The organism is Defluviimonas salinarum (assembly GCF_026013545.1).
Taxonomy (GTDB): Bacteria; Pseudomonadota; Alphaproteobacteria; order Rhodobacterales; family Rhodobacteraceae; genus Albidovulum; species Albidovulum salinarum.
The window spans coordinates 15,059-35,068 of the sequence record NZ_JAPDOG010000002.1; the positions used below are offsets into that span (position 1 = coordinate 15,059).

The following is a 20,010-nucleotide window of genomic DNA, read 5'->3' on the forward strand; positions in this document are numbered from 1 at the left end:
TAGGGCGGCATTATCTGGCTGCCTTTCATCGTCGCGGAGACGCCGATCCTCTTGCGATGCGGAAAGGGCCGCGACGGGCGTTCGACACCTCAGTCTTATCCCGAAGGCCGAAGCGGCGTTCTTCAGGAAACCCAATCATGTATCTCACTCTCGCTTCCTGCGCGCTTTCCACTACATGGATCTTCTGGGCCTGGACCCATTCGGCCCATCGTCGTTCCGTCCCGGCGAAGTGGACCCGGCTGCGGGGCGCGTCGATGACCGCTGTCCTCCGCTGGATCATCTTGCTTTCGCTCGGAACGGGCGCGCTGGTTGCCACATTCTTCAGGCCGCTCGACACGCTTGCAGAACTGAATCCTTCGCCCGGTGCGATAACACGTCTGGCGCCTGTCCTCGCGATCTTCCTGAGATCCCGGCTTCGGGCCGGATTTCCGACAGCGGACCTGAAACCGATCGAGGGCCATTCGGTACCGCGCAGAGCAACCTCAGCCCGCGCCGTTGCGCAAGAACGCCCAATTCAATCCGGCCCCAAGCCGGCACCCACAGGATCCACCATGCAGATTTCCTCACCGATGAACTCCGAGAACGCGGCTGCCGGAGCGCGACCGCACATTCCCCATTGCCACCCACGGCCCCTCGACTTGTCCGGGTCGCAAACGAAGCCCGGGCGTCCGCCAAGCCGATGCGTGGATTGCGGCACCGAGATCCATTCGCAAGCGACGATCTGCGCGATCTGTGAGCGACGTCAGAATCACCGACCGGCCGCGGGGCGGCGTGTGTTTGTCGATTGGCTCCTCCTGTTGGGCATCATGAGCGCGATCTTCGGTCTGGGCCACATACTGGCCAATTGATCGCGCCTGCCGAACACATCCCCTTTTGCGGGTGTCATGTCCGACACCTCTGATCAGGATTCCCTGGCTATGCCTCTCAATTTCGACCAACTCACCCCGTTGCTCGCCCTTGCTCTACTGACGGCGGTTTTCGCTGCCTTCATCGCGGAGCGCCGCCCCGCCGACGTGATCGCCTTCCTCGGAGCGACGGTTGCGTTGGCGCTCGGCCTCGTCACGACGGATGATGTCATGGCGGCGATCAGCAATCCCGCGCCCGCAACGATCGGCGCGATGTTCGTGCTGAGCGCCGCGCTGGTCCGTACCGGTGCGCTGGAAGCGTTGATGGACGTGCTCGGCCGGATTTCCGGCACGCGTCCGCGCCTTGCGCTGGTCGTGTTCTTCGCCGGTGCCGCGGGCGCATCCGCCCTTATCAACAACACCCCTGTCGTCATCGTGCTGATCCCGGTTGCGATTGGTCTCGCCCGGCAGATCGGAACGGCTCCGTCCAGGCTGCTCATGCCGTTGTCTTACATGGTGATACTCGGCGGCACCGTGACGCTGATCGGTACATCGACCAACCTGCTCGTCGACGGCATGGCGCAGGATCTCGGGCTTGTCAGGTTCAGCCTGTTCGAGATCGCGCCCCTCGGTATCCTCGCAGCGATCGGCGGCGGCCTGTTTCTTGCTGTCGCGGCGCCCCGGCTGTTGCCCGACCGGGGCGCCGTCATTGACACGCTGTCGCGACAGGACCGAAAAACATGGCTGGCGGATCTGTTCATCCCGGACGGCTCCCCCCTGATCGGCGCAGTCCCGACCGAGATCGCGTCCCTGGCCCGCGGCGGCGGTCGGGTCGTTGATGTGATCCGCGGAGACGTTTCGCTGCGTCGCATGGTGCAGGATGTCCGGCTCGCCGCGGGCGATATCCTGGTCGTCAAGACGCGAGACGTGGAGCTGATGGGTTTTCGCGAAGGCGTGACTCGCGGGGCCGTCATTCCCGGGCTTGAGACCGCCCAGATCCGCAGTGCTCAGGCTGTCGAGCTTCTGGTCGGTCCGGGGTCCAAGGCAGAAGGCCGCAGCCTCGCGCGGCTCCGCTGGCGGCGGCGTTTCGGGGTCTACCCGCTGGCACTTCACCGCAAGGGCGAGACGCTCGGGGCCAGGTTCGAGGATACGCCCCTTGCCGTCGGCGACACGCTCTTGGTCGAGGGTGCGCCCGAGGACATGGCGCGGCTGGCCGAGGACCAGCGCCTGACGGAGCTTGGGCCGAACAAGGTGCGCGCCTTCCGTCACGGCAAGGCGCCCATCGCGGTGGCGGTACTGCTGGGCGTCGTCACGCTTGCGGCGCTCGACGTCGCTCCGATCCTGACGCTCGCGCTGCTTGGTGTCGGCGTGGTTCTGGCGACGAACTGCATCGAGGCGGATGAAGGGTTGGCGGCGATGGACGGGCGGCTTCTCCTGTTGATCGTATCGATGCTGGTGCTCGGCACCGCGCTGGACCGGTCGGGCGCGGTCGAACTGGTCGTCGGCGCCGTTTCGCCGATGCTTGGCGCTGCCGGTCCGTTCGTTGCCCTGGCGATCGTCTATGCCTTCACATCCATCCTGACCGAGCTTGTGACGAACAATGCCGTGGCAGTGCTGATGGTGCCGATTGCGGCGGGCATTGCCACCAGCCTCGGCGTCGATCCGCGCCCGTTCCTTGTCGCGGTCATGTTCGGCGCGTCTGCCAGCTTCGCCACTCCCATCGGCTACCAGACCAATACCCTCGTCTACAACGCCGGCGGCTACCGCTTCACCGATTTCCTGAAGATCGGCCTGCCGATGAATATCATCGTGGGGAGCCTGACCGTCGCCGCGATACCACTCTTTTGGCCGCTGTGATGCTTCCGTTTCGGCGTTCGTCAGCGTCTGCCGATCGGTCGGACGAACCCGATTTTTTCGCGCTCGCCCATGAGTGGCCGCCTTGAAACGGATGGGGCGGTACGCCAATTCCCCCGACAGCAATGATCGCGGAGTGGCGCAATTGACGGAAATATGGCTGCCCCTGACGGCAGGCTTGGTTATGCTGATCTTCGGCGGCGAGCTTCTGGTGAGGGGAGCGGTCCGGGTGGCGGAGCGCCTTGGCGTTTCGCCGCTGGTTATCGGTCTGACGCTGGTCGGCTTCGGGACATCCACGCCGGAGCTGGTGACGTCGGTTCAGGCCGCGCTCATCGGATCGCCCGGCATTGCCTTCGGCAACATCGTCGGCTCGAACATTGCCAATATCCTGCTCATCGTCGGCCTGTCGTCCATCCTGTTTCCGATCGCGGTGGCAGCGTCTGCACTGCGGCGCGATGCCGTCGTGATGCTGGGTGTTGCCGTCGCCTTCGCGGGCCTCGGCTTCGTCGTCCCGATGGGGCGTGCCATCGGTGTGGTTTTCGTCGTCGGGCTCGTCGCCTACATCTACCTTGCCTTCAGGCAGGAGAAGGCCGCGGCAGGGCATGGCGCCGTATTTGCCAAGGAAGCTGCTCTCGAGGGCGTTGATCCGGGCCTCAAACCCGGCGTGCCGGCCGCAAACGGGATCGTCGGGCCGCTGTTGATCGCCCTGGCTGGCCTCGTCCTGGTCGTCGGGGGTGGCAAATTCCTGGTCGATGGTGCGGTAACTCTCGCGCAGTCGTTCGGCATTCCGGAGACCGTGATCGGGCTGACGATCGTGGCCGTCGGAACCTCGATGCCGGAACTCGTCACGTCAGTGGTGGCCGCCGTGAAGCGGCAAAGCGACGTCGCCTTCGGCAATATCGTCGGCTCGAACATCTACAACATCCTTGGCATCGGCGGTGCGACCGCCCTCATCTCCCCCTCGGCCGTACCGGCCGAGATCGTCTTGTTCGACAATCTCCTCATGGTGGGGGCCACGCTCCTGCTCGTCGTTTTCGCGGCCACGGGGCTGCGCATCGCGCGTTGGGAAGGCGGCGTGCTGCTGGCCGCCTATGTTGCCTACGTCCTGATGATATGGCCATGAGCCCGTCTCGGCCGGCGCGCGTCCGCCGCACCGGCGCTCGCAACGAGGGGACTGGTAGAATGGCGAACTTCAGACCAGATAATACCCTATGAAAAACCTGAGGGCCTTGTGGCGTGGCGAGTTGGGCCTTGACGCGGCGTTCTGGACCTGGGCCGTGCTTGGCGGCCTGTTGGTCAATGTCACGACCAGCATCCTGTTCCTGGCGCTCATGACGCTCGATCAGCCCTTGCCGGCGCTCCTGGTCGGATACGGGTTTTCGCTCCCCTACAACCTTGTCGCTCTGGTCGGCGTCTGGAGGTCGGCGGCGCGGTATGACGGGCCGGGCCTACATGCGGACCTTGCGCGGGTGGCCACCGTGATCCTCATGACCATCCTGAGCCTGACATGACCCGAGGGCCAACGACTGACGGCGAGACGGACCTCGCGCGGCGAAGGCAGGTCGATGCCTTCGTCCAGCGTCATTTCACATGGCGGGGAACCCTGCGCCTGCACCGCGCGGCGCTCGGCGCCGATATCCTGCGGGCTCCGGTGAACGTGCTGCTGTCACCGGCCCACGTTACCGTGCGGCTCACGGGGTGGATCTGTCGAGGACTGCGCCTGCGCCGGACGGCGGATTTTCTGCTCCGCCGGCAGATCCTGTTGCGCACGGCCGTCTCGGCGAGGGTGGAAGCCGCGATCCTGACCGAGCTATTGGCGGCGCCGCCTGCCGAGGGCGAGGCCCTCGGAGACCGCACCGCATTGGCGCGGGCCATCCTGTCCGCCCCACGCTTTCGTGAGGCGGCCCGGAGCCGCGGCAGCATCGCGGCGGCGCAAGCCATGGCGGACCGGATCGCAGCTGCGATCACCGAGTACTCCGGCGCCCGCTCCGCGATGGCCGAGTTCACAACGGCCCTCATGACTCTGGTTGCGGGCGCCATCGTGCTTCAGGCCGTGACGCCCGGGATGATCTCGATGGCCGCGGGCGTCGCGGAGTCGGTTTCCCTAAAGAGGGCCGTCGCGGATTTTCCGCTCGGTCAGACTTTGGGCGGGGTCTGGTACGGGATCTTCCCCGCCGGCCTCTCGCCGCGGCTGGTCGCAGCCGTCGCTGCCGGCCTCATGCTCCTGGGGTCGGTCATCACAGCATTCGCCGGAGCGTTTGCCGACGTCGTTCAGGCATGGCTCGGCATGCATCGGCGCAGGTTGCTACGCCTGCTCGACACGGTGGAGGCCGAAACTGCTGCATCGCCCGGCAAACCCTTTGCCGCCAGCGAACATCTTCTCGCGCGGGTCTTCGACCTCTCGGATGCCGCACTGTCGCTGCTGCGGATATTCCGGGGATGACAGGCGATTCAGTGTGCCGAGGGAAACAGCGATGCACGCACGGCGCGAACAGGAATGCCTCTACGCGAAGCCGCGCTGCACCCTGACCGAACCGCTGCCTTGAAGATGCCGCGATGCAACGCAAAGCATGTGTTCGACCGGCTCCAATTCGCGCTCTGCGCTCGGGGTCGTTCACGGCGCGCCGATCCAGCGTGCGCGCGGCACATTGGACCGGCGGCTCGCGGGAGGGCAGCATTGCCCGCAACCACGCGTCGCGTCGCGGCGACGTATCCTCGACCCTTCTTTACGATTCTCGAGGCGTGTGATCGGGGAGGCATCCCGCCTCCGACCCGAATGCCTGGGCGGCGGATGGCAATTCTCCGGGCCACATGGCGTCGCGTGATCGGTGGCGCCGGAGCGACCCGAGCCACACAATCATTCCCGTTGGCAGATCGCCTTCTGCTTCGTAGGATATTGGAGCTGGGCAATGGTTTCGCGGGGCAGTTTCTGTGGTGCGCAAGCGGTTACTGCCGCGATACATGGGCGCCGGAGCGCCATGATGGCGAGCGCCCGTGTTCTGGTGGTGGACGACGACAGCTTGGCGCGGCGCAAGCTGGTTCTTGCCGTCAACTCCCTTGGACACACGGTCGAAGATGTCGACAGTGGCGATGCGGCGTTGGACAGACTGCGGAACCCCGGTGTCGACATCGTCCTCCTTGACATCGAGATGCCCGGCAAAAGCGGATACGATGTTCTCTCCGCGCTGGGCTCGTTCCCCGAGGATCGGCGGCCGCCGGTCATCGTCATCTCCAGCCTGGATGATCCGGAGGAAATCGCCCGCGCCATCGAACTGGGAGCCGTGGATTTCCTGCCCAAGGCGTTCAACGCGGTCATTCTCAGGGCCAGGATCAATGCCAGCCTGCGGGAGGCCCGGCGCCAGGAGGACGACAGGCGCACTCTGCAACAGATAAGGCGGCTCACGGCCGCCGCCGAAGCTCTCGATGCCGACGAGAGGAATCCCAGGGATCTCGCCATCGACGATCTCGCGGAGGGGGAAGGTGCGATCGCGGTGCTTTCCCGCGTCCTTCTGAACAAGTCGATCATGGTGTACAATCGTCGGCTGAGTCATGCATACCAGATCCGGACACTGAACGGCATTCTGCTGCTGCTTTTCATTGGTGCCTGTTTCGGGCTGAAGCCCGCCATCGCCAAGCTCAGCCTTGCCGAGGTGCAGAACCCCATTTCCGTTGCGTTCTACACGATGGGGCTTTCGACGGTTTTCACGACGCTCTATGCAGTCTGGTCCAAGGCCCGCGCGCCTCGGGTCTCCCGGCGTTCGGCCAGGTTCTTCGCCCTCCTCGCTTTTCTGACGTTCCTGCCACAGGTTCTCCTGTTCTGGGTGGCCGAGTCCGTTCCCGGCGTCATGATCGCGATCCTGGTTTCGCTGGAATCGTTTCTGGTCTTCTTCATCGCGGCGGGGATCGGGCTTGAAAGACTCAGCGTCCGGCGGTTCATGGGCCTGCTCCTCGGGGTCGCGGGTGTCGGTGTCCTGCTGCTTCCGTTCTTCGACATCGCCAATAGCACCGTGCAGATCCACTGGCTCTTCATCACGATGCTGATCCCTGCCTGTTTTGCGAGCGAGACGATCATGATGTCGATGTCGAAAGCCATCGACGCCGACCTGATCGCGGTGGTCGCGGTCACCTTCGGCCTGTCGACCTCGGTTCTCTTCGTCGCCTCCGCGCTGAACTCCGGCTTCGTCCCGCTTCACGCCGTTCCGGGCAAGTTCGAACTGTCGCTCATCGCGTTCTCGCTCGCCGATTCCGTCGCCATGATCGCTCTGGCCAAGCTGATCGACTATGCCGGACCGGTATTCAGCGGCCAGAAGGCCTACACCGTCTCGATCGGCGGGGTTCTGTGGAGCGTTCTGCTCTTGAACGAAGTGGTATCGCTGACGAGTTTCACCGCCCTCGTTCTCATACTCCTGGGCCTGTACTTCGTTGCGAAACGGGCCGACGCCGCGAAGCTGATCGCGCGGCCGGCCCAGGCATAGGCCGCGACCGGAATGCACGGGCGACGCTTCCGCATGGCAAGGCGAAGTGACCGCAAGCGTGTCGGGTCCACTCGGGCCGCCCCCGGGTCACAGGAACGATCGCTGTATCACCGGCTCCTCGTTCCAGGACTTGGATTCGACGAGGTACATACCGACGATGATCACGCCGAAAGCGACCCAGGCGAAGACCGACAGTTCCGCGTTGAAAAGCAGCAGGCCCCAGAAGACACCTGCGATCATCATCGCATAGGCACTCTGGTTGTAGAAGACGGCGCCCGCCCTTGATCGCTGACAGCTTTTCAGCCTGGTTCCGGCGACCGGGAAGATCGACCACCTCGCCCAGCAAGGTAAACGTGAAGGCGGTCCCCGCCCCCGATTTGCTATCGAGGCCGATGGTGCCGCCCATGAGATCGACCAGCCGCTTCGTGATCACCAGCCCCAGCCCGGTACCGCCGTATCGTCGTGTCGTGGATGCATCGACCTGGCTGAACGACTTGAACAGGCGATCCATCCGGTCCTCCGGGATGCCGATTCCGGTATCGCGGACGGAAAAGTCAGAAGCGTGATCTCCCCAGGCGACCGGCCCGCATCCGGGAAGTTCGTCGAGACGGTCAGCACGACCTCGCCGATCCCGGTGAACTTGACTGCGTTGTTGAGGAGATTCATCAGGATATGCTTCGGCCGTACCGGATCACCGAAGATTGCCGCAGGCACGTCGGGATTGATCTGGCAGGCAAGCTCGATGCCCTTCTCGGCGGCCTTCGCAGCTACAAGCTCGGCCGAGCTTTCGATCGTCTCGGTCAGGTCCATCAGCACGCGTTCCAGTTCCAGCGCGCCGGCCTCGACCTTGGAGAAATCCAGGATGTCGTTGATGATCGTCAGGAGCGCATCGGCCGCCGTCGCGATGGTGTCGCTGAAACCGCGCTGTTCGTCCGTCAACTGCGTGCCATTGAGAAGCGTGCTCATGCCGATGATGCCGTTCAGCGGGGTGCGGATCTCGTGGCTCATCGTTGCGAGAAAGGCGCTCTTGGCCTCGTTGGCCGCTTCGGCGGCATCCTTCGCGCGCTTCAGCTCGTCCGATATGCGCTTGATGTCAGTGATGTCCGAATGGACGGCGACGGTGCCGCCCTGATCCGTCAGGTGGTTGCTGATCTGCTGCCAGACGCTCTCCGTCATCTCCTGGATGTAGGGCGGCCCCGCCGCGCGATGCCGCGCAAGCTGGCGTTTGATCCACTCGTCGGGATCAGGGCCGGCATTGGGGTATCGTCCCGCGACAGCGGCCTGCCTGACGATATCGGCAAGCGCAGTGCCGACGGGCAGCGTGGCACCCTGCGGGCGTGAGCCAGTGTGGTCCCGCGGTTGGCGCGCGCCGTCTCGGGTTTGACCCTGGCGACGATCGCGTCCGGCACCGGAGAACCTATATGCCCCAAGTCAGAGCTGGCCGACGAACGCATTCTCACGCTCGGCTGAGGCGTGGGCCGTGGCCTCGCTTTCCAGCCCGGCGCCGCTCAGGGAAAGGGCCAATGCAGCCAGGCCGAGGCGATCATGACGTAGCGTCCCGCCTTTCCGGCCGATACGAGCAGAAGGAAGCGCCAGAACCCCACCCGCGCCAGTCCGGCGATCACGGTCAGGGGATCGCCGACGACGGGGAGCCAGGATACGAGAAGCGACCAGACACCGTAGCGGTCGAACCATTGGCGGGCCTTGCGTGCGCGGTCGGGATCGACCGGGAACCAGCGACGGCCCTCGTACTGCGCCAGGAACCGGCCGATGGTCCAATTCACCGCCGCCCCCGTCACGTTGCCGATCGAGGCGACCAGCACAAGCGCCGCTGGCTCGCCGTTTCCAGCCGCCAGCAGGCCGATCAGGACCGCTTCGGACGATCCCGGCAGGAGCGTTGCCGACAGAAAGGCCGAGAGGGCGATCAGCGCGTAGGCGGAAAGCTCGTCCACTGTGGCCTTTCCTGCAGTGAAACCGGGCGGCTCGCCCGTGGCGTCGCGTCCCGACGGAGGCGACCTCCTCCTGTCATGGCGCATGGGGGAGCGCAACCTCTCCGGCGCGCACCGGCGCGTCATTCCGCCTCAGGCCGCGGCGCATCGACCCGTCTTGCGCGCCCTCCGCGTGCGACGCAGATTACCGGCATGCGATTGCTTGGCACCATTTTCGCACTGATTCTCGTGCTCGCTGGGGCGGCTCTTGCCGCGCCGCAGGGGGCGTTGGCTGCGGCCGGGTGCGACGCCGCGATGCACATGCCCGAAAACGAGCCCTGCACGCCGCATGAAGGCGCCCCGTCGATGGCCGAATGCGCTCAACCGCTGATGTGTGCCCCGACCAGCGCGGTCGATCTGGAGTCTCATGCGCTGCTCGCGGCCCCGCTAGGGCAAGCGGCGCCGGCGATCTTCGCCACCGACCACCACCTTGCGGCTTCCACGCCGGGCGACGGCCCAAGGCGCCCCCCCAAGTCCTGACGGTCGCGGCGCGAGAGCGCCGTCCGGCCGCATGGCGCCGCCATGTGGCCGCATGATGCGTCGCGCCGGCTACCGGGGCGACGCGGCCAATACGGAACATGTGGGAGTATCGACATGCACAGATCGTGCCTTCGGCGCGACGTCGCGCGCGTCACGGGCCTCGGCCCGACGGCGGCCGCCAATTGCAACGCGGTCGCTGAGGATCATTGCCCGGGACTGGCCCGGCGCGGGGTGCGGTCATGAAGGCGGCACGGAATGTCCTTCTGGCGTCGGTCCTTGCCGGCGCGACCGGCTGGGCCGGGATCACCGCCGGCCAGCAGGCGGCTCCGGCCGCCTCGACTCCTCACGCCCATTCCGGCGCGGAAGCGGCCGGCGGGCTTGACGGGCAGGACGCGATGGCGATGCCTGTTGCCGCCGGGACGGCGGCCAGCGACACCCGGCGCATTCTCTACTACCGCAATCCGATGGGGTTGCCCGACACCTCGCCGGTTCCGAAGAAGGACCCGATGGGGATGGACTACATCCCCGTCTACGAAGGCGAGGTCGACGATGCCGGCACCATCCGGGTCTCGCCGGGCAAGCTGCAACGGACCGGCGTGCGGACGACGCAGGCGATACGCGGGCCCTTGGCGATGACGGTGCGTGCGCCGGGCATTGTCCGGCTCGACGAGCGCCGCCTCACCGTCGTCGCGCTGCGCGCCGATGCCTTCCTCGAGACCGTTGCGGACGTGACCACCGGGGCAACGGTCCGGCGGGGCACGCCGCTCGCGATGCTCTATTCGCCCGAGGTAACGGCGGCGGCGGCGCTCTTCGTGTCGGACCTTCGCGACGGCGGAGGGCGGGCCGAAGGCAGCCGGCGGCGGCTGGAGAATCTCGGTGTGCCGGTCGGGCAGATCGACGCCATCGCGGCGGATCGGCGCGCCCAGGTGAGCATCGCCCTGACGGCGCCGCGGTCCGGCGTGGTTCTGGAGCGTCTCGCGGTCGAGGGAATGATGGCGAAGGCGGGCGAACCTCTGTTCCGCATCGCCGACACGTCGCAGGTCTGGGTCATGGCCGACGTGCCCGAAGCGGCGCTGAGTGGCGTCGCGCGCGGCGCCGAGGCGCTGGTCAGCCTGCGCGGGCTGCCAGGCGAGGCGCTCACCGCACGGGTGAGCGAGATCTATCCCGAGGTCGACCTCCAGACCCGGACTGCGAGGGTGCGCATCGACCTGCCGAACCCGGACGGGCGCTTCCTGATCAACATGTATGCGGAGGTCGAGATCGCCGCAGGCGACCGCGCGGCCGTCGTGCAGGTGCCCGACAGCGCGGTTATCGACACCGGCGACCGGCAGGTCGTGATCCGCGATATGGGCGAGGGGCGCTTCGCCGCGCAGGAGGTCGTGCCGGGGCGCCGCGGCAACGGCATGGTGGAGATCCGCGACGGTCTTGCCGAGGGGACGCGCGTCGTGACGACCGCGACCTTTCTTCTCGACGCCGACAGCAACCTGAACGCGGCCCTCGCGGCGCTGTCGGGCGCGGAGGCAGGGCAATGATCGCCAACATCATCGCCTGGTCCGCGCGCAACCTGGTCCTCGTGTTCTTCGCCGCCGCGCTGAGCGTCGCCGCCGGCATCTGGTCGCTGCGTAGCCTGCCGATCGACGCCATTCCGGACCTGTCGGACGTGCAGGTGATCGTCCTGACCGAGCACCCGGGCCAGGCGCCGCAGGTGGTCGAGGACCAGATCACCTATCCCTTGACGTCGGCCATGCTGACGGTGCCGCGTTCGCGCGTCGTGCGCGGCTTCTCGTTCTTCGGCATCTCCTTCGTCTACATCCTCTTCGAGGACAGCGTGGACCCTTACTGGGCGCGCAGCCGCGTTCTTGAATACCTCAACGCCGCCGCTGCCCGGCTGCCCGAGGGGGTGACGCCGGCGCTCGGGCCCGACGCGACCGGCGTCGGCTGGGTCTATCAATATGCGCTGAAGGGCGAGAACCTGTCCCTGGTCGAGTTGCGGTCCCTGCAGGACTGGGTCGTCCGCTACGCCGCGAGCCGCGCCGAGGGCGTCTCGGAGGTCGCGAGCGTCGGCGGTTTCGTCAAGCAGTATTCGGTCACGGCCGATCCGGTGCGGATGCGGGCCCAAGGCATCACGCTTGCCGACCTGAAGGCCGCGATCCGCGCCAGCAACCAGGACACCGGCGGGCGGACCGTCGAGCTGTCGGAGTTCGAGTTCATGGTGCGCGGCCGGGGCTACCTGCGCGGGATCGAGGATATCGAGACGATCGCGCTGCGCAGCGTCGGAGGGGTGCCGATCCTCCTGCGCGATGTCGCGCGGGTCGAGGTCGTCCCCGACGAGCGGCGCGGGATCGCCGAGCTCGATGGCGAGGGCGAGGTCGCGAGCGGCATCGTGCTGCAACGGGTGGGCGCCAATGCGCTCGACGTGATCGACAATGCCAAGGCGGAGCTCGCGACGGTCTCGGCCGCCCTGCCCGAGGGGGTCGAGATCGTTCCGGTCTACGACCGCTCCGGCCTGATCCGCTCGGCCATCGCGACGCTGAAGACGACGCTGATCGAGGAAAGCCTGATCGTGGCGGCGGTCACGATACTGTTCCTCCTGCATGTCCGTTCGTCGCTGGTGGCGATCCTGATGCTGCCGGTGGGCCTCCTGATGGCCTTCGCGGCGATGCGGGCGCTCGGCATCGGCGCCAACATCATGAGCCTCGGCGGCATCGCCATCGCCATCGGCGCGATGATCGACGCGGCGATCGTGATGATCGAGAACGCCCACAAGCACCTCGAACGCGCCGCACCGGACAAGCCCCGGATCGAGGTGCTGATCGAGGCGGCGTCCGAGGTCGGCCCGGCGCTGTTCTTCAGCCTGCTGATCATCACCGTGTCGTTCCTGCCGATCTTCACGCTGGAAGGTCAGGAGGGGCGGATGTTCGGCCCGCTCGCCTATACCAAGACCTTCGCCATGGCGGCGGCGGCGCTTCTGTCGGTGACGCTGGTGCCGGCGCTCATGGTCGTCTTCGTGCGCGGCCGGATCATCCCCGAGCACCGTAACCCGATCAACCGGTTCCTGATCGCGCTCTATCGGCCGGTGATCGCGGCGGTCCTGAAGGCCAGGACCCTGACCATCCTCGCCGCCCTCGCGGCGCTTCTGGCAACGGTCTGGCCGGCGCGGCAACTCGGCTCCGAATTCATGCCGACGCTCGACGAGGGCACGCTGATGTACATGCCCACGACGCTGCCTGGCCTCTCGGTCGCCAAGGCCGCGGAGCTGATGCAGACGCAGGACCGCATCATCCGCTCCTTCCCCGAGGTTGAAAGCGTCTTCGGCAAGGCGGGCCGGGCGCTGACCGCGACCGATCCCGCGCCGACCGAGATGTTCGAGACGATCATCCAGCTCAAGCCGCGCGAGGCGTGGCGCCCCGGCGTCACCGTCGAGAGCCTGCGGCACGAAATGGATGCGGCGCTGCAGTTCCCCGGCGTTTCCAATGCCTGGACAATGCCGATCCGGGCGCGGATCGACATGCTCTCGACCGGGATCCGCACGCCGGTCGGCGTCAAGGTCTACGGCGATGACCTAGCCGAACTGGAGCGCATCGCGCGCGAGGTCGAGGCGGTGCTGCGCACCGTGCCCGGCACCACCAGCGCCTATGCCGAACGGGTGATCGGCGGCTACTACCTCGACATCGTGCCGGACCGCATCGCGCTCGGCCGCTATGGCCTGTCGGTCGCGGATGTTCAGGAGGTCATCGCGATGGCGCTCGGCGCCGAGGCGATCACCCAGACCGTGGAGGGGCGCGAGCGCTACAATGTCGCGCTGCGCTATCCGGCCGCCTTCCGCTCCGACCCTGAGGTCATCGAGCGCGAGGTGCAGGTGGACCTGCCCGGCGGCGGCACCGTGCCCCTCGGCGAGGTCGCGACGATCGAGCGCAACCGGGGTGCGACCGCGATCCGCACCGAAAACGGCCGGCTCACGGTCTATGTCTTCGTCGACATCGCCGGGCGCGACCTCGGCGGCTATGTCGCCGAGGCGCAGGCCGCGGTCGCGGCGTCGGTGACCCTGCCCAAGGGCTACTGGCTCGGCTGGAGCGGTCAGTTCGAGTATCTGGAGCGCGCCAAGCAGCGGCTCGCTCTGGTCGTGCCGCTGACGCTCGCGCTGATCTTTCTGCTGCTCTATCTCAACTTCCGCCGGCTGACCGAGACGCTGATCGTGATGCTCTCGCTCCCGTTCGCCATGGTGGGGGGCATCTGGCTGATGTGGTTCATGGGCTTCAACTTGTCGGTGGCGGTCGCGGTCGGGTTCATCGCGCTCGCCGGGGTCGCCGCCGAGACGGGAGTGATCATGCTGATCTACCTCGATCATGCCCTGGAGGAGGCACGCACCGCGGTGCGGGAAAGCGGGCGGTCCCTGACCCGTGCGGACCTCCATTCGGCGATCATGGTCGGGGCGGTGGAGCGGGTGCGGCCGAAGATGATGACGGTGGTGGCGATCACGGCCGGTCTGATGCCGATCCTCTGGGCCGATGGCACGGGCTCAGAGGTCATGCAGCGCATCGCGGTGCCGATGATCGGCGGCATGGTCTCTTCGACGCTCCTGACGCTGATCGTCATTCCAGCCGTCTACGGGAGCATCAAGGGATGGAGCATGGGGCGCGGCCCGCTTCGCAAGGACGCGCCGGAGCGAATGGCGGCCTGATCTTTCCGGCGCACCGGTGAGAGGGCTCGATCCCGGGCAACCGACGCTTTCGGGCGTTTGAAGGTCCGGGGTCGGGCTACACCCGACCTTGGCGCGGGGCCAGGCCGGAGGTGGCTCGGGAACGCGGCAGTCGCGTTTCCGATATCTTGAGGCACATGCTGGTCGGCCGGTCAGGCGCCGATCCGGCCGCCGTCACGCCTGAGTGCCCGACGGGCCGCGGGTCAACGACGCGTTTGTCCGCCCGTGACGCGGCCGGCATTTCCCGGGTGTTGAACACGGTCTGGACAGGGCTCCGTTCGCGGCTAGACGTTTCTGTTGGCTGGCGTCCGTATCCGCCGGTGGCGAGGCCGGACAGGAACGGGCAGTCGGGCCGGGGGTCGCCGGCGCGGGCCGCGATCAGTGCGCGTTCGCCTGAACATCGGTTTTCGCGGCGGTCTCGGCTTTGACCTGCCGCTCTTGAAGGGCCGCGGGAGCCTCCATCACGATGTCGGGGCTTTCCCGGATCGCCTCATGGGCCAGTTCCCTCACGCGCGCCAGTCGGCCTGTCCCTCCACATCGGCGCCATGACGGGTAGCGTGGTTCTCGGCTTGGAGCCGCTCGCCGGCCGAGATATCCTCCGCGATCGGGCCGCCCGCCCGGACCCCGCGCCACCAGCTTCGCGCCGCGGCTCCCCGCAGGAACGAGCCTCTCGATCTGGTGGCGTCGGCCTTGGACCGGCCCTTGCGGCTGCCCTCGGGGATCGCGTCGAGCGCCGCCCGGAACCGGTCTCCGGTCACTTCTTGCCGCCGATCCTCGGCTCGGTCCCGGCCCTCAGCCGTGCGATGTTGGGCGCGTGGCGGACAAAGACGAGGGCGGCGAGGAGAAGGATCAGCACCACCATCTCGCCGTGACCGAGAAGCGCCGCCCAAACCGCCGCGAGCGCCGCCGCGACGAGCGCGGAGAGCGAGGAGATGCGGCTGACGATCGCGGTGACGAGCCAGGTCGCGCAGGCGGCAAGGCCGACCGGGAAGGCGAGTGCCAGAAGCGTGCCGAGGAAGGTCGCGACGCCCTTGCCGCCCTTGAAGCCGAGCCAGACCGGGAAGAGATGGCCGAGAAAGGCCGCGAGACCGGCGAGCTGTGCTGCATCCTCGCCGGCCCAAGCCCGCGCCGCGAGGACCGCCGCCGCGCCCTTGCCGCCGTCGAGGACGAGCGTCGCGAAGGCCGCCCCCTTGTTGCCGGTCCGGAGCACGTTGGTGGCGCCGATATTGCCCGAACCGATCTTCCTCAGATCGCCGAGCCCCATGATCCGGGTCAGCACCACCCCAAAGGGGATCGAACCGAGGAGGTAGCCGAGAACCCCGGCGAGGATCAGCGCCGCCGCGCCGCTGGTAATCTCAGGCATCGCGCGCCTCCGCCCCGAAGACCTGCCGTCCGGCGACGAAGGTCGCGAGCACCCTTCCTTCCATCCGCTGCCCGTCGAACGGCGTGTTCTTCGACTTCGAGCGCAGCTTGGCGCGGTCGAGGACGAAGGGCGTGTCGGGATCGAAGAGCACTAGGTCGGCCGGCGCGCCCTCCGCCAGCCGCCCCTGCGGCAGGCCGAGCCGTTTCGCCGGATTGAGTGCCATCGCCCGGAAGAGCTGCGGCAGGGTCAGCTGCCCGGCATGGTGGAGCCGCATCGCCGCCGGCAGGAAGGTCTCCAGCGCCACCGCGCCGGAGGCCGCGTCCTCGTAGGGCAGGCGCTTACTCTCCTCGTCCTGCGGCGTGTGCATCGACGAGATGATGTCGATGAGGCCCGAGGCGACGGCCTCCACCACCGCGAGCCGGTCGTCCTCGCTGCGCAAGGGCGGCTTGACCTTGAAGAAGGTGCGGTAGTCGCCGACGTCGAACTCGTTCAATGTGAGGTGGTGGATCGAGGTCCCCGCCGTCACGTCGAAACCGTTCTTCTTGGCGCGTTCGAGGGGCGGCAGGGCGCGGGCGGTGGTGATCTGGTCGAAGTGGTACTTCACCCCGGTCATCTCGACCATGCCCATGTCGCGGTCAAAGCCGATCCGCTCGGCCATCGGCGAGACGCCGGGCAGGCCGCGCAGGGAGGCGAACTTGCCGCTGGTCGTGGCGGCCCCCGCTGACAGGATCGGCTCCTGCGGGTGGCCCATGACGAGCGCGCCCAAGGACTTCGCGTAGGTCAGCGCGCGGGACAGCACCTTGGTGTCGGTAACCACATGATCGCAATCGGTAAAAGCGATTGCGCCGGCGTCGAGGAGGAAGCCGATCTCGGTCATCTCCCGTCCCTCGCGACCCTTGGTCAGCGCCGCCATGTGGCGGATGCGGACCGGCGAGGCCTCGGCGGCGCGGCGGGTGACGAATTCGAGCGTCTCGGGGTTGTCGATGGCGGGATGGGTGTCGGGCCGGGCGATGATCGTGGTGACGCCCCCCGCCGCCGCCGCGAGGCCGGCGGAGCGGAACGACTCCTTGTGACGCTCCCCCGGCTCGCCGATCTTGACGCCGAGATCGACGATGCCGGGGGCGAGGCATTTGCCGTCGGCATCCAGTCGGCGAAGTGTCGGGCTCTTGTCGGGCATCCCGTCGGGCGTGTCGAAGACACGGGCGATGACGCCGTCCTCGATCAGCACCGCGCCGAGCGCGTCGGTTCCGGCCTCGGGGTCGATCAGGCGGGCGTTGGTGAGGAGAGTGGTCACTGAGCGGCCTCCCAAGCGCGTGTTGCATCCCCAAGTATCTGCGGGGTGGGAATGTCGTGCGCGGGATACCCGATCTGCATACCCGTTCGATCACGACTGGTTAGGAATGCCCCAAGCGTCAATGATGCGACCTGCGTGCGGTCAAATCGCACTATCGGTTGAAGGGACATGAAGCGCGCTGATCCGCGCGCGATGAGGGAGTCGCTCTTACTAAGATCAAGCACGAAGGGCTTGGCGCATGCAGCAAGCTCCAGATCCTCAATCTTTCGTCCGGCGACGAAGCGCATCAGGCGCTTTGACGTGATGGCGTAGCTGGTCCGGCAGAGACGAATCACGTGTACGAAAATGTAGACGACGCTGCCGACCACCCCGAGCATCCCGAGAGCATCCGCAGGGCTCCTTCTGTCATCGAAGCTCAGCGCGAGACCGAAGATCAAGACGAGGGCGAGGGGAACGAAAGCTCGAAGGATGCGGAGACGTGTGCCCTGATCGGGCTCTGGAACGAACGAGATCATCTCTTCGCCATCATGCAACTCATGCGTGACGAAACTAGGTGGCACATCACTCACACCATCACCCCCGCCGCCTGCCGGCCGCGTTCGGCCCTCAGGTTTCGCGCCAGGAGGTCCATGCAGGCCATCCGCACCGCGACACCCATCTCGACCTGGTCCTGGATCACCGAGCGGTTGATGTCGTCGGCGAGCTCGCCGTCGATCTCCACCCCCCGGTTCATCGGCCCCGGATGCATGACGATGGCGTCCTCCTTGGCATAAGCCAGCTTTTCCGCATCGAGCCCGTAGCGGTGGTAGTATTCGCGCTCGGAGGGGATGAAGCCGCCGTCCATGCGTTCTTTCTGGAGGCGCAGCATCATCACCACGTCGCAATCCTTCAGCCCCTCGCGCATGTCCTCGTAGACCTCGCAGCCTAGGTCGCGGACGCCGGAGGGCATCAGCGTCGGCGGGCCGATCAGGCGGATGCGGTTCTCCATCTTGCCAAGAAGGATCAGGTTCGAGCGGGCCACCCGGCTGTGGGCAATGTCGCCGCAGATCGCGACCGTGAGGCGCTGGATCCGGCCCTTGGCGCGGCGGATCGTCAGCGCGTCCAGAAGCGCCTGCGTCGGGTGCTCGTGGCGTCCGTCGCCCGCGTTCAGGACCGCGCAGTTGACCTTCTGGGCGAGGAGATCGACAGCACCCGAGGCGGGGTGGCGGACGACGAGCAGATCGGGATGCATCGCGTTCAGGGTCAGCGCGGTGTCGATCAGCGTCTCGCCCTTCTTCACCGAGGAGTGCTGCATCGCCATGTTCATCACATCGGCGCCGAGCCGCTTTCCCGCGAGCTCGAACGACGCCTGCGTCCGCGTCGAGGCCTCGAAGAACATGTTGATCTGGGTCATGCCCTTCAGCGAGTCGGCCTGTTTCACCGTGCGCTGGTTCAGCTCGACGTATTTTTCAGCGAGGTCGAGGACGGTGCGAATCTCCTCCGGGGCCAGGTGTTCGATGCCTAGGAGGTGACGCGCGCGGAAAGTCATGTGGTGCTCCGGTCCCGTTTCGCGCCAGCTTATGGCAAATGGACGCGGGCGGGGCAACGGTCAAAGCGGGCGCTTGCCCCCGTCGTGCCGCGGCCCTAGCTTGGCGGCCATGCAGACCGCCCTCGCCCATATGGATTTCCACGCCGCCAAGGCGCTGCTCGACTGGCAGATCGAGCTTGGCGCGGACGAGCCGATCGGCGAGGCCCCGGTCAACCGCTACGAGATCGCGGCCGAGGCGCCGAAGCCTTCCGCCCCGGCCGCACCCGAAGCCCCCGTGGCGGCGGAGCCGGAGGCCGATCCGGTCGCCGCCGCGACCGAGGCCGCGGCGCGCGCCGGGAGCCTTGAGGAGCTCGCCGCGGCCCAGGCGGCGTTCGAGCTTTGCGAGCTGAAGAAGGGGGCGCGCAACTTCGTCTTCGCCGACGGCAACCCCGAGGCGCGGGTGATGATCCTCGGCGAGGCGCCGGGGCGCGACGAGGACATGGAGGGGCGGCCCTTCGTCGGCCGCGCCGGCCAGCTCCTCGACCGGATGTTCGCGGCGATCGGGCTTGCCCGGACCGCGCATCACGCCGACGAGGCGCTCTACATCACCAATGTCATGCCCTGGCGGCCGCCGCAGAACCGCGACCCGGACCCGGCCGAGATCGCGATGATGCTGCCCTTCGTGAAGCGCCATGTGGAGCTCGTGAACCCCGATATCCTCGTCCTGATGGGCAACACGCCCTGCGCTGCCGCGCTCGGCAAGCGCGGTATTCTCAGGCTGCGCGGCAGCTGGACCGAGGCCTTCGGACGCCCGGCGATGCCGATGACCCATCCGGCCTATCTCTTGCGCACCCCGGCGGCCAAGCGCGAGGCCTGGGCCGATCTTCTCGACATCAAGGCACGGTTGGGAGAACTTCCATGAGGGCGCTTTGGGTCCATGCCTGCTTTCTCATTGCCTTCACCGGACACGGTGCGTCGGCCGAGCCGTGGATCGGCACGGATTACGACGCGCTGTTTGCCGTTAATGCCAGGTTGGTCGAGACGCAGACGGCGGGTGACGGATCGGCGGTCGAGGTCTTGAAGCTCGAAGGCGGAACCGTCGTCTCGCGGCGGGCGAACGGGCAAATCACCACCATGGCAACCGATGGCAACGCCGTCGGTTGTTTCGTCACGATCCTGAGATCCATCTCTGCTATGGACACGGCATGCCCCCTGTTGTTCACGGAGGACGAAAAGGGGCGGCTTGGTGTCATGAGAGCAAGAGCACTCAGGCATTACGCGGAAAACATCTATCCGCCGCAGCCCTATGATGCTGTCGATATGGCGTTTCGCGCGTCCGTCGCGTCCGATCCGATTTCGCGCACTTCATCCTGCGAGTCCGGGATGGAAGAAAACGCGGACGCGATCGGGTTCGCCAGGAGTTTTATCGCTTCGGGCACCGATGCCTGGCTCGACGGCATTCTGGCCGTTCCTCGTCTTCCGGCAGACACCCCGTGTCTGTGAAA

The 20,010-nt window shown here is 66.8% G+C and carries 18 protein-coding genes and 2 pseudogenes; 10 read left to right on the forward strand and 10 right to left on the reverse strand.

What is annotated here, in order from left to right; all coding sequences use genetic code 11:
* Positions 1–137 precede the first annotated feature (137 nt).
* The 6 genes from OM960_RS02295 (at position 138) to OM960_RS02320 (ending at position 7,174) form a co-directional block, all read left to right on the forward strand.
* Positions 138–848 carry a hypothetical protein gene (locus OM960_RS02295; protein ID WP_264770961.1) on the forward strand — a complete coding sequence of 237 codons (711 nt, stop codon included), beginning with the start codon at positions 138–140 and terminating at the stop codon, positions 846–848.
* Positions 849–917: 69 nt separating this feature from the next.
* Positions 918–2,702 carry an SLC13 family permease gene (locus OM960_RS02300; RefSeq protein ID WP_264770962.1) on the forward strand — a complete coding sequence of 595 codons (1,785 nt, stop codon included), beginning with the start codon at positions 918–920 and terminating at the stop codon, positions 2,700–2,702.
* 142 nt (positions 2,703–2,844) lie between these two features.
* The gene (locus OM960_RS02305) at positions 2,845–3,822 is read left to right on the forward strand and encodes a calcium/sodium antiporter (protein ID WP_263336162.1); all 978 of its coding nucleotides are present in this window, start codon (positions 2,845–2,847) and stop codon (positions 3,820–3,822) included.
* Between the two features lie 88 nt (positions 3,823–3,910).
* Positions 3,911–4,210 (forward strand): hypothetical protein, encoded by a 300-nt coding sequence (locus OM960_RS02310; RefSeq protein ID WP_263336118.1) that lies wholly within the window; start codon positions 3,911–3,913, stop codon positions 4,208–4,210.
* Positions 4,207–5,142, forward strand: coding sequence for a DUF6635 family protein (locus tag OM960_RS02315; RefSeq protein ID WP_263336115.1), 936 nt, complete (start codon positions 4,207–4,209; stop codon positions 5,140–5,142). The genes OM960_RS02310 and OM960_RS02315 overlap by 4 nt, the downstream gene beginning before the upstream one ends.
* Positions 5,143–5,680: 538 nt before the next feature.
* On the forward strand, positions 5,681–7,174 hold the full coding sequence (locus tag OM960_RS02320) for a response regulator (RefSeq protein ID WP_264770963.1): 1,494 nt from the start codon (positions 5,681–5,683) through the stop codon (positions 7,172–7,174).
* A gap of 87 nt (positions 7,175–7,261) precedes the next feature.
* On the opposite strand, the gene OM960_RS02325 is transcribed toward OM960_RS02320, so the two are convergent.
* From OM960_RS02325 to OM960_RS02335, 4 genes and pseudogenes are all read right to left on the reverse strand, one after another.
* Complete coding sequence (locus OM960_RS02325) at positions 7,262–7,414, reverse strand: hypothetical protein (protein WP_264770964.1); 153 nt, start codon at positions 7,412–7,414, stop codon at positions 7,262–7,264.
* A 163-nt stretch (positions 7,415–7,577) separates the two neighbouring features.
* A pseudogene (locus tag OM960_RS25510) lies at positions 7,578–7,685 on the reverse strand (hypothetical protein); the annotation flags it as partial.
* 335 nt (positions 7,686–8,020) lie between these two features.
* A pseudogene (locus OM960_RS25515) lies at positions 8,021–8,494 on the reverse strand (sensor histidine kinase); the annotation flags it as partial.
* A 188-nt stretch (positions 8,495–8,682) separates the two neighbouring features.
* Positions 8,683–9,126 (reverse strand): YqaA family protein, encoded by a 444-nt coding sequence (locus OM960_RS02335; protein ID WP_263336109.1) that lies wholly within the window; start codon positions 9,124–9,126, stop codon positions 8,683–8,685.
* 755 nt (positions 9,127–9,881) lie between these two features.
* Between OM960_RS02335 and OM960_RS02340 the strand changes: the two genes are divergently transcribed.
* Both OM960_RS02340 and OM960_RS02345 read left to right on the forward strand, forming a co-directional pair.
* Positions 9,882–11,174 carry an efflux RND transporter periplasmic adaptor subunit gene (locus OM960_RS02340; protein WP_264770965.1) on the forward strand — a complete coding sequence of 431 codons (1,293 nt, stop codon included), beginning with the start codon at positions 9,882–9,884 and terminating at the stop codon, positions 11,172–11,174.
* Positions 11,171–14,323, forward strand: coding sequence for an efflux RND transporter permease subunit (locus OM960_RS02345; protein WP_264770966.1), 3,153 nt, complete (start codon positions 11,171–11,173; stop codon positions 14,321–14,323). The genes OM960_RS02340 and OM960_RS02345 overlap by 4 nt, the downstream gene beginning before the upstream one ends.
* A 396-nt stretch (positions 14,324–14,719) precedes the next feature.
* Here the strand turns inward: OM960_RS02345 and OM960_RS02350 are convergent, their stop codons facing one another.
* From OM960_RS02350 to OM960_RS02375, 6 genes are read right to left on the reverse strand one after another with little or no spacing between them, the layout of a single operon-like run.
* Entirely contained in the window at positions 14,720–14,851 is a 132-nt protein-coding gene (locus OM960_RS02350; protein WP_264770967.1) for a hypothetical protein, read from the reverse strand.
* Positions 14,848–15,099 carry a hypothetical protein gene (locus OM960_RS02355; protein ID WP_264770968.1) on the reverse strand — a complete coding sequence of 84 codons (252 nt, stop codon included), beginning with the start codon at positions 15,097–15,099 and terminating at the stop codon, positions 14,848–14,850. The genes OM960_RS02350 and OM960_RS02355 overlap by 4 nt, the downstream gene beginning before the upstream one ends.
* Positions 15,096–15,704, reverse strand: coding sequence for a glycerol-3-phosphate 1-O-acyltransferase PlsY (gene plsY / locus OM960_RS02360; protein ID WP_264770969.1), 609 nt, complete (start codon positions 15,702–15,704; stop codon positions 15,096–15,098). The genes OM960_RS02355 and plsY overlap by 4 nt, the downstream gene beginning before the upstream one ends.
* Positions 15,697–16,998, reverse strand: coding sequence for a dihydroorotase (gene pyrC, locus OM960_RS02365; protein WP_263336095.1), 1,302 nt, complete (start codon positions 16,996–16,998; stop codon positions 15,697–15,699). The genes plsY and pyrC overlap by 8 nt, the downstream gene beginning before the upstream one ends.
* Positions 16,995–17,567: a hypothetical protein gene (locus OM960_RS02370; protein WP_264770970.1), complete on the reverse strand. Its 573-nt coding sequence runs from the start codon at positions 17,565–17,567 to the stop codon at positions 16,995–16,997. Before OM960_RS02370 ends, pyrC begins: the two co-directional genes overlap by 4 nt.
* A complete protein-coding gene (locus tag OM960_RS02375) occupies positions 17,564–18,526 on the reverse strand; it encodes an aspartate carbamoyltransferase catalytic subunit (protein ID WP_264770971.1) in 963 nt (320 codons plus the stop codon). The genes OM960_RS02370 and OM960_RS02375 overlap by 4 nt, the downstream gene beginning before the upstream one ends.
* Positions 18,527–18,635: 109 nt before the next feature.
* Here OM960_RS02375 and OM960_RS02380 point away from each other — a divergent pair, with 109 nt between their 5' ends.
* On the forward strand, positions 18,636–19,427 hold the full coding sequence (locus OM960_RS02380; protein WP_264770972.1) for a uracil-DNA glycosylase: 792 nt from the start codon (positions 18,636–18,638) through the stop codon (positions 19,425–19,427).
* Positions 19,424–20,008 (forward strand): hypothetical protein, encoded by a 585-nt coding sequence (locus OM960_RS02385; RefSeq protein ID WP_263336083.1) that lies wholly within the window; start codon positions 19,424–19,426, stop codon positions 20,006–20,008. Before OM960_RS02380 ends, OM960_RS02385 begins: the two co-directional genes overlap by 4 nt.
* Positions 20,009–20,010: the final 2 nt, after the last annotated feature.

Coding starts and splice junctions, on each gene's coding strand:
- OM960_RS02380 (WP_264770972.1), top strand. CDS start 18,636: ATGCAGACCGCCCTCGCCCATATGGATTTCCACGCCGCCAAGGCGCTG.
- OM960_RS02315 (WP_263336115.1), top strand. CDS start 4,207: ATGACCCGAGGGCCAACGACTGACGGCGAGACGGACCTCGCGCGGCGA.
- plsY (WP_264770969.1), bottom strand. CDS start 15,704: ATGCCTGAGATTACCAGCGGCGCGGCGGCGCTGATCCTCGCCGGGGTT.
- OM960_RS02375 (WP_264770971.1), bottom strand. CDS start 18,526: ATGACTTTCCGCGCGCGTCACCTCCTAGGCATCGAACACCTGGCCCCG.
- OM960_RS02300 (WP_264770962.1), top strand. CDS start 918: ATGCCTCTCAATTTCGACCAACTCACCCCGTTGCTCGCCCTTGCTCTA.
- OM960_RS02295 (WP_264770961.1), top strand. CDS start 138: ATGTATCTCACTCTCGCTTCCTGCGCGCTTTCCACTACATGGATCTTC.
- OM960_RS02320 (WP_264770963.1), top strand. CDS start 5,681: ATGGCGAGCGCCCGTGTTCTGGTGGTGGACGACGACAGCTTGGCGCGG.
- OM960_RS02345 (WP_264770966.1), top strand. CDS start 11,171: ATGATCGCCAACATCATCGCCTGGTCCGCGCGCAACCTGGTCCTCGTG.
- OM960_RS02325 (WP_264770964.1), bottom strand. CDS start 7,414: ATGATCGCAGGTGTCTTCTGGGGCCTGCTGCTTTTCAACGCGGAACTG.
- OM960_RS02385 (WP_263336083.1), top strand. CDS start 19,424: ATGAGGGCGCTTTGGGTCCATGCCTGCTTTCTCATTGCCTTCACCGGA.
- OM960_RS02340 (WP_264770965.1), top strand. CDS start 9,882: ATGAAGGCGGCACGGAATGTCCTTCTGGCGTCGGTCCTTGCCGGCGCG.
- OM960_RS02310 (WP_263336118.1), top strand. CDS start 3,911: ATGAAAAACCTGAGGGCCTTGTGGCGTGGCGAGTTGGGCCTTGACGCG.